This is a genomic window from Aeromonas sp. Y311-2, from assembly GCF_027706025.1.
GTDB lineage: Bacteria > Pseudomonadota > Gammaproteobacteria > Enterobacterales > Aeromonadaceae > Aeromonas > Aeromonas veronii.
Window position 1 is genome coordinate 12,364 of the sequence record NZ_JAPDCL010000015.1, and the last position, 12,752, is coordinate 25,115.

General features: G+C 51.3%; 13 protein-coding genes. 10 read left to right on the top strand and 3 right to left on the bottom strand.

Translation table 11 applies throughout. The features are described 5' to 3' along the window. Window positions 1-36: 36 nt before the first annotated feature. On the top strand, window positions 37-942 hold the full coding sequence (locus OKC42_RS14420; RefSeq protein WP_270820141.1) for a DNA adenine methylase: 906 nt from the start codon (window positions 37-39) through the stop codon (window positions 940-942). Here the strand turns inward: OKC42_RS14420 and OKC42_RS14425 are convergent. Next, window positions 939-1,673, bottom strand: a complete 735-nt coding sequence (locus OKC42_RS14425; RefSeq protein ID WP_270820143.1) for a hypothetical protein — start codon at window positions 1,671-1,673, stop codon at window positions 939-941. The two genes, OKC42_RS14420 and OKC42_RS14425, sit on opposite strands and share 4 nt — an antisense overlap. After that, window positions 1,666-2,118 carry a helix-turn-helix domain-containing protein gene (locus tag OKC42_RS22695; protein ID WP_333563375.1) on the bottom strand — a complete coding sequence of 151 codons (453 nt, stop codon included), beginning with the start codon at window positions 2,116-2,118 and terminating at the stop codon, window positions 1,666-1,668. Before OKC42_RS22695 ends, OKC42_RS14425 begins: the two co-directional genes overlap by 8 nt. On the opposite strand from OKC42_RS22695, the gene OKC42_RS14435 reads away from it, so the two are divergent. After that, window positions 2,117-3,022 carry a hypothetical protein gene (locus OKC42_RS14435; protein WP_107961352.1) on the top strand — a complete coding sequence of 302 codons (906 nt, stop codon included), beginning with the start codon at window positions 2,117-2,119 and terminating at the stop codon, window positions 3,020-3,022. The two genes, OKC42_RS22695 and OKC42_RS14435, sit on opposite strands and share 2 nt — an antisense overlap. Window positions 3,023-4,210: 1,188 nt before the next feature. Continuing rightward, window positions 4,211-4,441, top strand: coding sequence for a hypothetical protein (locus OKC42_RS14440; RefSeq protein ID WP_107961353.1), 231 nt, complete (start codon window positions 4,211-4,213; stop codon window positions 4,439-4,441). Window positions 4,442-5,568: 1,127 nt separating this feature from the next. Here OKC42_RS14440 and OKC42_RS14445 read toward each other — a convergent pair. Continuing rightward, window positions 5,569-6,369, bottom strand: a complete 801-nt coding sequence (locus OKC42_RS14445; protein ID WP_107961229.1) for a RepB family plasmid replication initiator protein — start codon at window positions 6,367-6,369, stop codon at window positions 5,569-5,571. 842 nt (window positions 6,370-7,211) lie between these two features. On the opposite strand from OKC42_RS14445, the gene OKC42_RS14450 reads away from it, so the two are divergent. The 7 genes from OKC42_RS14450 (at window position 7,212) to OKC42_RS14480 (ending at window position 12,737) form a co-directional block, all read left to right on the top strand. After that, window positions 7,212-7,994 carry a helix-turn-helix transcriptional regulator gene (locus OKC42_RS14450; RefSeq protein WP_202211958.1) on the top strand — a complete coding sequence of 261 codons (783 nt, stop codon included), beginning with the start codon at window positions 7,212-7,214 and terminating at the stop codon, window positions 7,992-7,994. Window positions 7,995-8,113: 119 nt separating this feature from the next. Further along, on the top strand, window positions 8,114-8,371 hold the full coding sequence (locus OKC42_RS14455) for a hypothetical protein (RefSeq protein ID WP_202211957.1): 258 nt from the start codon (window positions 8,114-8,116) through the stop codon (window positions 8,369-8,371). After that, the gene (locus tag OKC42_RS14460; protein WP_107961232.1) at window positions 8,371-8,616 is read left to right on the top strand and encodes a hypothetical protein; all 246 of its coding nucleotides are present in this window, start codon (window positions 8,371-8,373) and stop codon (window positions 8,614-8,616) included. Before OKC42_RS14455 ends, OKC42_RS14460 begins: the two co-directional genes overlap by 1 nt. An 821-nt stretch (window positions 8,617-9,437) precedes the next feature. Continuing rightward, the gene (locus OKC42_RS14465; RefSeq protein ID WP_270820147.1) at window positions 9,438-9,878 is read left to right on the top strand and encodes a hypothetical protein; all 441 of its coding nucleotides are present in this window, start codon (window positions 9,438-9,440) and stop codon (window positions 9,876-9,878) included. 379 nt (window positions 9,879-10,257) lie between these two features. Next, window positions 10,258-10,581: a hypothetical protein gene (locus tag OKC42_RS14470; protein ID WP_107961234.1), complete on the top strand. Its 324-nt coding sequence runs from the start codon at window positions 10,258-10,260 to the stop codon at window positions 10,579-10,581. A 42-nt stretch (window positions 10,582-10,623) separates the two neighbouring features. After that, on the top strand, window positions 10,624-10,935 hold the full coding sequence (locus OKC42_RS14475) for a DUF5983 family protein (RefSeq protein ID WP_107961235.1): 312 nt from the start codon (window positions 10,624-10,626) through the stop codon (window positions 10,933-10,935). A gap of 1,103 nt (window positions 10,936-12,038) precedes the next feature. Next, window positions 12,039-12,737 (top strand): hypothetical protein, encoded by a 699-nt coding sequence (locus tag OKC42_RS14480; RefSeq protein ID WP_107961238.1) that lies wholly within the window; start codon window positions 12,039-12,041, stop codon window positions 12,735-12,737. Window positions 12,738-12,752 lie beyond the last annotated feature (15 nt).

Consider the following 12,752-nt stretch of genomic DNA (forward strand, 5'->3'; position numbering starts at 1 on the left):
TATTATGACCACAAATACCAAGCTGAATATACCCATATGACAACTACCATTCCACATCCGATTCCTTACCAAGGTAGCAAGCGCGCTCTTGCCCCCAAAATATGTACGTTAATCCCGAAAGGAATTGATACTCTCTACGAGCCATTCGCCGGTTCTGCCGCAATAAGCATATATGCCGCGCACCATAATTTGGCGAAACAATTTGTTATTTCTGATAGTTTGCCAGAGCTTATTGAGCTATGGAGGGAGATAATAGAGAATCCGACCAAGACTGCGGGTAGATATGAGGAAATATGGAGGGGGAATGAGGAAAAGTCGCCAACATATTTTAATTCGGTAAGAGACAGGTTTAATTCAGAAAGAGACCCTGTTGATTTGTTGTATCTTATCGTTAGATGTGTCAAAAATGCTGTTAGGTTTAATCGGCATGGGCATTTTACTCAATCCTCTGATAAGCGACGAATGGGGACAAACCCTAAAAAGATGGGGGCGTCGATTCACGCGGTAAGCGCTTTACTCAAAGGCAGAACGACACTTCTTGCAGGTGACTTTACAGACGCTATCAAAACCGCTGGTGTGAATGATTTTGTTTATATGGATCCACCGTATCACGGCACGACATATGGAAGAGATAAGCGCTATTTCACTCAGCTAGAGCGAGAGCGACTTGTTGAGGGGCTTTCAAACCTAAACTCTAGAAACATCCCGTTTTTGCTGTCGTATGATGGAATGACTGGGGATACTGTGTATGGAGATCCGTTACCTGACTCATTGCAGATGAAACGCTTGTTGATTGAGGCGGGGAGGTCATCCCAGGCAACTCTGAATGGGAAAAACTCCACTACTTTCGAAAGCCTATATGTATCGAACAATATAAAAGGCCTGATTGAAAAGGAGTGGAGTGATATGAGCGTCAATATTGAAAAAATGTATGCCGCTTAAATAATTCGACCTAAACTTTGTTTTATAAAATCTTGGATTGAGAGCTGATTTCGGTCAGCCTCTTCCTTTATCCTTTGAAAATCATCAACTTCCTTATCGAACCATGAAATGTAAATTCTGCGTTCTCCAACCATTGCGATATGGCTATAACTTTCAGGGAAAGCCCAGAAACAATCCGCACAAATGGCCACGTCTTTTTTTGTTGTAAAGTTTTCACATCTTTCACATGACCAGCTTTTGGCTCTTTGAGCTGACGCATCAAGCAACATGTAGTTATCCACTGTTTCTTCGGCATCATTTCCTGCGATCTCATATGGAATACGATGATCAATTTGCAAGTATCTCGGCTCCAATTTTTCCCCAGTCAACATGGAGCATGAACCATAATACTCAACAAGAGCCTCTTTGAAATGTTTGGGGAAAGCTTTTCTTCCTCCAATCCGCCCAGCAATGACTTGAGACGTGTCAAAACGATACGCAGCTATTTTTCTGCCGGTCTTCCCGCTGTCCACTTTGAATGTTTCAAGGGGAATTCCATTTTCTCTAACATCTCTGATTGCTCTAGGAGGGTGGTCGTAACCATATATATCATTAAGTTCTTCAGTTGTAATAAATCCATACTGAAGGATGTGATTTATTACAGTTCTTGCTCTTTTTGCTTTTATTGAGATGCAGGCATCATAAAATTCCTGAGATATGTTTGCTGGGCGAGGGGGAATCACATCAATCATTTTCTTTTGGCACCAATAGCTCGTAAGGATGGACGCCAAAAACAGAAGCTAGTGCTTCTATTGTGGCGATAGTAACATTCCGCTCCCCTCGCTCAATAGAACCGATATAGGTCCTGTGATAGCAGCACCGTTCCGCTAAAGCCTCTTGGGAAAGCTCAAGCCGTTTTCGATGGAAAAGTACATTTCTTGCGAATATATCCTGCAAGCTCGCGGCTTTTCTGCGTTTATTCGAATGGGGATGCGTCATACCCGTATGATCATCCCTTTGAACCCTATAGGTCGACAGACTATAAGTATCGGGCGGCAACCATTCAAGATGTATCTGAATCCTATCTCTTGTTCTAGGAAGCTGAGGGCTCTCTCGATACAGCCCTCTCTCTATCAGCGAAAATGCACTCAGTCGAACGAGACTGCTTAACGCTAACACTGAACAAGGAGTAAACATGAACGCACTTGATAAGGCTCTCGCCTCTCTTGAACTTGACGATGTTGTGCCCGCTACTGGTGTGACATCTGCTGATGCAGATCTGGACGCTCTGGAAGCGCTGCTTGAAGCCCCTGAAGCGACCGCTGACGCTGTTGATGCTTCCCCTGTAGAAGTCGCTGAGGCGGTCACAGAAGCGCTCTCAGAAGATGTCACTGCTGACGCCCAAATCGACGCTCTCGGTGCAGATCTCGATGACCTAGACGCGCTGCTGGGTTCCGACGTTGCATTCCCAACCTCAACTATCGAAGAGGTCGCCCAAGAGCTGGCCATGGTTGAGACGCGCGAAGAGCTTTATGCCGAAACTGACGCTGACGCTGCCGGCGCAGCAGACCTAGTTGTCGAGACTGAGGCAGCCCCGGCCGAAAGTGAGAAGCCGGCCAAGATAAAGGCCCGCGCTCATGGCGCATCCAAGCCTTCCGCAGCGCTCATTGCTCGACTCGGCAGCGTGGAGGCGGTAGAGGCTCACCTGCACATCGATGCCAGCGACGGAACACTGTCTCGCGCCGACCTGTCCACGCTGATCAAGTCCCGAATGGAAGACCTCGACAGTCTGCCGAAGAAGGTAGGCGAGAAAGCGGTGAACCTCATTGCTCACATTGCCGGAGGCGCCGGTCTGTCCTGCTACACCCGCATCGCCCTGGAGATGCTTCTGGAGTCCGGCGAGCTCACTAGCAAGGCCCTGTATGAGCGTTATAAGGCCCGCCCGTACAGCGAGGGGACCAGTCGCTCTCAATGTGGCCAGCTGATGCAGCTCTTGCCCGCGATGGGTATAGCAGAGCGCCCTGTTCCTGGCTCCCTTGTGCTTATCAAGGACAGCCCGATCGCCGAGTCTCTTCGCTCCCTGATAGGCAAGGCCGCTTAACCAGACGAATAGCCCTGCAGGGGCAGGGCTATGTAGACAATTTGATATGAGGGATGGCGCTTGAAATATCTCATTCGTGCAGGCTACAGGCTTTACCAGGGGCACCTCTACATCGATGGCCGGCTTTGCATCTGCATATGGGCTGTGGCCAGAGATATTGATTGCGCCGTCTATGCGTTGGCCGAAAGGTACAGAGCGCCATGTGTCAGTGTTCGGGTGTCTGATGTCATCCTGGCGGAAGATCAGGACATTTCACGTCATCCCTTCCCAGAGGGGATAGTAGATCCGGATTGCGCAGTGCTGCTTATCGAGTAAAGGCAGCCTGTATTGATGGCAGAAGTATGCCATCTTGCTTAAGTACAACGAGCGTCGTTGTTACCTCCAACCTCGAGATCGAGGTGTTCAGTACGGCCCATCACTGATGGGCCTTTTTTCGTTTACCAGAAAGCTCTGGCTCAGAGCTCGCCACTTCACGCGGTACAAGGTCAAGAGCCTAATCAGTCCGAGACTTGTTATCTCTCATCTTTGCCCTATGCCAGGCAGCATCAACTCATTCGGAACTCTTCTTAACGAAGCGCCATTCGAGCACCCTTTCACGCATGACAAGGCTTTGCGGACGTTTTTACACAAACTTTCTTGCAGTAAACTACTTTTGAAAGCAGAATACTATTACAGGTTATCCCCCACTATGGTGGAGGGTGGCCAAAAAAAAAGCCGCCCGAAGGCGGCAATAAAGTTGTTGTTAAACTAAATACTTCAACACGATGCTGAGAATCGTGAGCAGTGCTATGAACGTGTCGATGGCGTCGATCAAGGTCATAGTGGTCTCCGTTTTCACATTGGAAATTGGAGGCCCGGCAATACTGCTATTGGCGTAGCAGAGGCCGGGCCTCTTGCTACTGCTCTGTCGTTATAGAAGCATCGAGAACAATTCTACATGGCGATTGCGCTTGAGCAAATAAATCAGCGCATTACTCGCACCAATCCTATTCGTTCGCCTACTTTTTATCCACAACTCACACCCCTAAGTCCTGATTAGACAAAAGATCTAGCTCGGGAACCTACTACAAGCGCTCCTGCATCATTCTTTGCGTTCAGCTATTGCTTACTGAACAAGATCGTTTATATTCACGCTCGAAGCGATGCCCATCGCGACTAAAACTAACGTTACAGTTCAGAGTTGAACACATGGATATGTCATTCCCACGGCGCCAGAAGCAAGTAGCGCCCCAACCCAAAACCCGGGCCGATTGGCTCATTCACTTCCGTCGCGCCAAATGCGATGAAACCCTTCGACACATGGCCGAACGGCTTTGGGAATCTCTCTCGACCTCGCCGAACCGGCTAGACATGTGGCTTGCATATGGCGATCGCCAGGATGAGATAGAGCAGAGCCGCTTCGTCCGTCGCTACAGCTAAACACGACAATCTGATCTTTCCCAGGCTCTACAGGGGTATGCACAGACTTGTCCACGCTTTCTGTGGATAAAATCTGACCACACATACCCCTATGGCTTCGTGCATCCTGCGAAAGGTGGACAAACTGATCTCTACCTTGCCCAAAGGTGGACAAACTGATCTCTGTTTGAGAGATCGGGATCAAGGTTTGGCCCCTTTCAGGCGGGAGAGCCGCGCTTTTGTCTCGTCTTGGAGATCAGTTTGTCCACCTTTCAGAGAAACCTCGGTTCAAAACATTCGGCTTTTGAACGTGGTAGAATGGGTCCATTCTCAGCAAATCAGGGTGCTATGTGACAGGGACTCCACACTTTCCTCCGCTTCCGATCAATGGTGTTATTCATGAGTTTCACCACCTTCAGGCCTTCACCATGTCCTTCCACAGCAAGACGGCCAACAGGGTTTTACGGGTGAATGTGCGCTTCAGTAACCACTGTTTCTCTTTCAAGCCTGATCCAGCGGTATCTTACGACCCGGAACTCCTGCTTCTTGATCACGCTAACCGTGAGAGGGTGTTTTGTCCGATTCGGTACCAACTCTCCTTCGATCTCCCGAGTATCGTTCGGAGTCTGAACAACCCCCAATGCAAGGTCTATGAGACGTCGGCAAGGCGCAACTACACCTACAGCTTGAAAATCGAGAACCCGAAAGGGCCGTATCACCTGTTTTTCGAGCTTTCAAGAGACAATACGGCTCGTGGCAAGCAGCAGGATTTGAACCTGTTTATCGAGAGTGCGTACCACGAAGACCCCTCGAAAGGATCGCCGGCTACGATAGGGAAGATAGGATTTCACGTTCTATGCACGAACGTTTACTTGGGCAAAAAGGTGTCAACTAGAAGGTAAAACGAAAACGGGCGCCGAGGCGCCCGCTGGATTTCTCCAATCTTCTGATGCTGGCCTAACCAACATCCTATCCGGCCACCACTTTCGACCCGCCTTGCGCGAGTACAGCTTACGCCGCTGGGGAACGCTATCTCATCCGGTCATTCGTTCCGATGCCTTCAGTATCAGGCATTACTCATTTATTAGCAATAAATTTATCTCTAGAGGGTGCAAGGCCGGCGCCTCTGTAGAGATCAATTTGTCCACCTAAAGCTCGTGGGGCGACCCCGGCTGTGTCGATTGACCTTCAGGGTCAGGAGTCTTTCCTATCGCCTTTTTCCTTTCGGTATCAGTGAACTTGAACTCCAGGTGAGTGATGCTTCTGCCGGTCTTCTTCTCAGTGACCGACACCCGAAGCGGGCTCTTGGTGTTGATCTCTTGAATGGCCACATCCAGGAAGCGCTTGCGGAAGTCAGGCATCCGGTTGTAGCTGGCCGGCAGCTGATACCGCTCTCTGATCCACTCTACAGCCAGGGTGATTGTGCCTTCGCTTCTGTTGCCCCTGAACTGGCAAAGCGTCTCGTACAGGCGCATAACCAGAGGGTTGGTGATCGAGTTGACCTCGATGATGTCGTAAACCGTAAAGTTCCGGCGCAAACCGGCCATCAGGGGCATCAGCTCTTGGTTGATGCTGATCTCGTAAACCCCGATGCTCGGGCGAACGCTGCGCTTAACCAGCCACGGGTATGCGTCATAGCCCTTGTCGTCGCCGTCATCGAACTCAGGCCTGTAGATCGTCACCTCTTTGCCTCTGAACCGGCTCAGTGCTGCACGAATGTCCTGGCTGGCCGCGCTCGATGGGAGATCGTAAATCTCCGCATACTCGGCAACAGTGATAGAGAACTTGCCGTCATGAGTGATAGGCTCACCTTCCGGCACGTTCGGCATCTTTGACATGCAGAGGTAGAGGATCCGCTTCTGATCTCGGGTAAGAGAGTAGGCGGCCTCTGTCAGCTGGTTTGATTGTACGACCTTCCGGCCGCGTCTCTTGGTGATGGCTGTTTGCATGATGGTAGACAGATTTTACGGTTGACCACCATTATGCCCATATATCCGCGCCAAGCAACTGCTTAGCCTGTTAATAACCCTGTTTGAATGCTGTGGATAATTTGTTTATATCCTGTTTTTTCAAATTCTTGCCAGAGATCGGTTTGTCCACTATATGAGATCAGTTTGTCTACCGTGCGAGATCGATTTGTCCACTTCGCTCCTCTGGAGGCCGCGCCACGACTGGGCTGGCGGAGCCTAAAAAGATCTTTAAAAAGATCTCTAAAAAGATCTAAAGATAATTAAGAGCCACGATCATCACAGTAAGGATCCGCTCTCGGGTATTGATTTCAGGTTCCGAGGGTTGGCCCTATAATCACTTTTTGTCGCTTCTTCTATTAAATAGAACCAGTAAATAAAATATATATATTTCAAAAGAAGAGCAGCATCCTAAAGTGATGATGCGAACACCTCGGAACCTGTATACCTCCCCACCCCGGACATCATCATGGACAATCTGGCCTGACTGCGCAACGCGGCTTTTTATGTTAAATACCTTAAAGGGCAGTATGTTAATCAACCGCTTACGCAATGCTATGCTCTCAGCACAGTTTCACTGTCGAGCGTTTTAGCGTTTGTATGCGCCCCAGACTTCGCTAGAGCCCGCCGAACAGTGATCCCCTTTCAACGATATGCGTCTCTCGCAGGAGCACAAATTAACGCTCCAGCATTAGCTGTAAACACTTTGCACCGAATGAGGTCGAGGTGTAACTCGGTAATATCGTTGAACAAGTTGCCGAGTGTCATCAAGCTCGCTATCCTGACTGAAATTAATAAGCAGTTACTAAACGCTGGGAATAAACGTGGCTAAACAAGCAGCAAAAGACATCGATCCTGATGTAGCTATGGTTTTGAAGACCATGGGGAACTATCTCGCCGCCAAGCGCAAGAACCTGGGCTTTCGCCAGGTTGACGTTGCGGAGAGCATGAACATGACCGAAACAACCGTCGTTCGCGTAGAGAAGGGCGGCGGACAAATCCGGCTCGTTACCTTCCTGACCTACCTGAAGGAGCTGGGTGAGCTTTCGGTCTTTGCTGATGTGTTTACCAAGATGGATGCCGGCACCCGCCAGCGCGTTCGTCCTGTCTCCAGCGAACCAACAGATCCAAGCACCCCACTCAGCGCATCAGAGTTCTTGGCTCGCGTTCAGAGGGATCCGAATCTCGAGGCGATGGTTACGCCCCGGGCAGCGGTCAGTCTCGCTCGTGCAGGCTATGCGGTGCGCTATGGGCAGCATGAGTCGGTCGATGTGATCTATGCGACATCGATGGATGTGGCTCGTAACAGCGAGCATGTTTACCAGGGTAGCGACGGGGAACGGATAGGCGGTGTGGCCAAGCTTCGCCTTGTCCTGGCAGAGAGCAAATTGTCTGCCAAACAGCTGACCGTCGTTCGACTGGAGCATGCCAGCCTGCAGGGCAGACTCAACGCTCGGTTCCAGGCTGCTAAGACCCCCGTATTTATCGAGGAGATCTTGACCATCCCGGATGGCCAGCACGTACTGACCTTCCTCAAGGATGGTCGCGAGGTCTCTTCCCAGTTCCTATACGACGCCGTCCTCAATGAGTTGAGCGAGGGCGCGTAATGCTTAACGTGCTGCCCATGCCTTCTCGTCCACTCTGTTACCGACTGGACGAGGAGAACTTCCCCCGACCCATATCTCTAACCAGCGCTCTGAAGCTCTCTGTCGATTCAGGAGAGTCTTTGGCGACTTTAGTCAAGGCTACCTACGTCCTCGACCACCGAGCTCGCAGAATGCTGGTCAGCACGGTATTCCTCGGGGTCGATCATGCCGAAGAGGGTGAACCGGTACTCTTTGAGACGATGATCCTGGGCGGCTCTCTGGATATGAGCACATGGCGGTATCACACCTATGAGCAATCGGTAGCCGGGCACGATGAGGTGGTCAATTTGATCTCTCAACACTGCCTACAGCTGCTTCTTCCCCATAAGGAGATGTAATGAAGATCCTGGTCAAAGGCAAAAGCGTGACCCAGCAGATTGAGAAGATGACGTCCGAGGATGAGGTTCAGGCCTTCTTCGAACAGCATCGAGACAAACACCCGCTGGGCGAGGAGTCTCTCGAACAGTTTGAGGAGAGGAACCGCCGATTCCTTTCCGCTCTCTTGAGTGTGTACTTCGGCGAAGACGATGACCCGGTTGAAGACGAACCCGTGGTCGTTCCAAAGATTTTTCAATACAGCTAGGAGGCCTTGTCGCTGCGGCGACCAAAGTGATGACTTTTCAAATACGCAGTAAAAAATACGACACGGACGGGTGTGCAGTGAAAAGCTGTACCGAGGGTTGAACGTGAGAGTTAAGGGAACGGCCAGTCCTCAAAACAGAGCCGTCCCCAGAACTCTCACTAACTCGTTCGAGACCTTATCGGACGGGTTCTAATGATTCAACTCCCCATAGCGAGGATGTTGCGCAACTCGATAGGTAATTAGCGCTGAGTCAACTTTTCTTGCTAAAAACCGAACGCGAAACGCTCATCCTTCACTATGAAGACGATAGAACAGTGTTAAGCAAAACGGGAGCAAACAGTCACCCTTCTCACTGGAAGGGCTCCTTGAATCGAACTGCCAGAACGCACGAAAAGAAATGCGCGGCATTGAAAAGCAGTACGCGGTAGACGCAGATTCAGTAATGAACGGCAGGAGAACAACGCCCTCTGGTAATGAGCAAATTGCTCCTCTTGCGGTATGGGCTCAATAACAAAAATCCCCTGTCGCCTATAGGGTTCAGGCAACCATCAGGGTAATGAGTCTTCCGGTCAGGCTGGCCTACGCAAACCTCCCATTGTGTAGGTATCAGAGATAGGAAAGGTGCTACGTGTGAACGGAGAGCGTGAGTGAAGACCTCTCCTTGCCCGAGCGGGGATAATCGGGTGTTAGTGTGCAAGTGTAAGGTGTGTTCTAAACGCGAGACAATGTAATCGCCCGCTCCGTTTGTTCTTATATCGAATGTCGGGCGCGGTTGACCGGATGAAGGGTCTTCCTAACCCCGGCTGTGTAAGCAGGCGGAATTGATGATTAGCGTGTGTTTTACCCCGGAGATAGGGGCTTTGAATGTGTTAGTCCACTCCAAGACTGGTGTCCCAGTTTACATCATGACAGGGTGGGCAGATGACAAAGAGCCTGTGGTATCTCAAGTGAGCTCTCGTAGTGAATCTGACCAGATTTGGATGCCGACTGACATCCGGTTTGGTTGGTATCACATACTGGCTATGACGAGATCGGCTTTGTTCCAGGATGAGCAGTTTGGCCTTGAATGTGGCGTTCTGAAAATGGACACCATCAAGCTGCTTTCAGCCATGAACGAGCCAGTCTATATCACCTTCTCGCTGAGTGAGGTGAAGGCTCTTGAGAGTATTACGATGCCGGCCTATGGCTTGCATTTCGGGGTCGCAAGTAGTTCGATGCACAACGTTCCTCACTACGAGGCGTTGCCAGCTGACTATCACTGATTGAGCCGTTGGCTTGTGTAGCAAAGGGGCTTTGCGGCCCCTTACTTCACGCCACGGCTCTTTTGCTGTCCGATCACACGTACCATGGGCGCCCGCGGTACATCTGCATGGGCTTACTGGGCGGGCCTATAAGGCTAGGATGCTTGCTACCCTGCACAAGGGGTTAGGCTCTCTGGTCGAGAGTGTGGCGAGGACAAGCCGGCCGTCTCCATATCCTCCCTGTCTCCCCCAAGGCGCCCCGTGGCGCGCCACTCATCCTTTTAGCAGGATTCACCCTTTGGTCTCGTAGGGTGTTAGCGAGTTTCACCTCTGTTTTGCTCTTAATCTAGCGTTGTCTGCTACGACAGACGCGGATTTAAGCAATAACGAGGTTATAATAATGGAAAAACGCATCGCTATCGTCGGTAATCAGGAAGTAGAAGTGACCGTGTGCCCCTCAGCACTCTCACCCCGGGAGCGCAAGATGATGGGTCTCGGCCGTGCCACCAAGCCCTATCGTACTCAGAAAGAAAAAAGCGAGCGCCTGGCTGCAAAAGGACTGACTCAGTCCATGAAGCTGGACGCCTACGAGCTCGCCGTTCGCTTCGGTGTAGAGCAGAAGTCCATCACAGAGAGCGAGTTCCTGCATCAGAACGCCCGTACTCCGGAAAAGCGCGTTGCTCCCGTCAAACATGACACCGACCCGATGTGGTTCATCAAGTAACACCTCTGGGGCAGTCACGCGCTGCCCCCTTTGGAGAACAAAATGGATCTGGAAATCTACAAGACCCTGGTGCTGAGCACCGGCCACCTCACCATGGACACACTTCGCCACCTGGAGTTTCTGACCGAAGGGGACGAGCGGAACAACTTCATCGCCCGGGATTATGGATACCTGGTCATCTGTCGGAGCTGTTGGTTTGAGGAGGGTGACGAGGGGTCCCGAGAGGACTTCCTCCTGCTGCCGGCCGACTTGCAGCATGTGCTGACCGAGGCCAACGCCCTTGGCATCAAGGCCGTCGAATTTGACCAGGACGGCAACTTTTACGACCAGTTCCCCATCTACGAGCACGAGTGAGGTCGTAGCCTGCGGAATAACCAACAACAGTTCCTATCACCATCTGGCCAGCGTAGGCAGTTTTATCGCTGGCCCTTTTTGACATGCCAGCGCCCCATGGTTCCCCGCGGGCGAGTCCCAAGACGGAGGGTCTTCCTGCGTCAGGCTAGGGGTCTTTTCATCTCCGGCTGTGGTGTGTGTATGAGCTGCATACAGTTTTCAGGATCCCCAAGGAAGCCCCTGCAGAATTTTGACGTTCTTAAACGCGATTTAAGCGTTTGATCTATCGAGTCGCTACGATGACTCATCTCACATGCTGGAAAGCGCAATTTAAGCGACTGAGAGCGCTTCCCTCGCGATTCCCATGACGAGCTCTGCTTGAAGTTAGACTTTTCGCTCGGGAAGCATGGTTTTGCTGTTGCTATACCGTGCCTCAGTTGTACGTCCAGCAAGACATCGATAAAGTAGCGTCATCAGCGTCACTGATAGGGACACTGACATTAGCGATTTGATAGCGGGCTCGTGTGTTGAGCCCGTTTTTTTTGCCTGTTGCCCGGCCCTCGGGTTGCCGCGGTACCAAACTGCCGGCCATCTCCCTCCCCTTCGCTCGCCGTTCTCTCCCGTTTCAGCCCCAGCTGGCCAGCCTCCATGCCGGCCCATGGTTCCCCGTGGTGTGACAAATTGATCTCTCCGTGTTCAGCCGTGGCAGACCGCGGGGCTCTCGCATATGGGCTTACCGGTGCCGCCATGGGCTTACTGGTCGGCGCCTTTAGGACTAGGTGGCTTTCTCGATGGTGCGGATGGTGGGTGGGAGCAGCTGGGGAGCGTTGGGGCGCTGAGGGCGACGACGGGGCGGCCTGGACTCGCACGACACGCGATTATCACGAAAAGAATGGGCCTGCAAGATGCGAAAAGCGCGGGAACGCACTCATAAGCGAAAAGATCATGAATTTGTGCTTAAGCTCGCAAATTTTCATGTTTTTCGTTTTTAAGCACTAAAAAAGTAAAGTTTTCTATTGTCACTCGATCAGTAAACACTTATTATCTACTCATCGAAACGCAATACAGCGTGACGATGAAAACTAAAAACTAACTCTAAATTATCGCTAATAAGGAATCCTATCATGACCAAAGAAATCACCACCGCCGCCGCCACTGTAGCCGCTGCCACCGAACAAAAAGCACCGACCACCAACGCCGAGATCCGTCAATATATGACTGGCTCCGCAATGGATTTCCTCGCCATCAAAGAGGAATCCTTGAAAAACGCCCTTGTGAACAATCCAGATCTGGATCTGGAAAAGGCAAGCCGCCGCGCCAAGCTGGGCGCTGTAGGAATGGCCGCCGAAACCCATGCCCGTTGCAACGGCCTGATCTCCGGTATGACTGACAAAGAGATGAAAATCCTTAAGCAGCTGGGCGTAGATGCGTCCCGACTGGCACGGGATCCCAAAGCTGGCGGGTTCAGCCGTGAACACAAATTACAGATTGCAACCTTGGTTGCTTGCATCGCACAGAACAAGCGTCCTGACTCGATCGATCTCACAAAAGCAAATGACGCACTGAAAACACTGGATCCGACAGCCGCCACCAAGCGGACAGGGCATAACACCATCGCCCACCTGATCGACACCATGAAAGTAAAAGAGCGTTTCACCGCCGGTTACTGGGCTGCCGAGTGCAACGGCCCGACCCAAGCAAGCTATATCATTGGTCTGCTGGTCAAGCTGGGGATGGCCACCGAGCGCGGGAGTAAAGAGGCGCGGGAATGTCTGATTAAAGCAGATCACCCCGTCGTCATGGCCTTGAAAGCCATCGCCTAACTACTCACAAGGGGC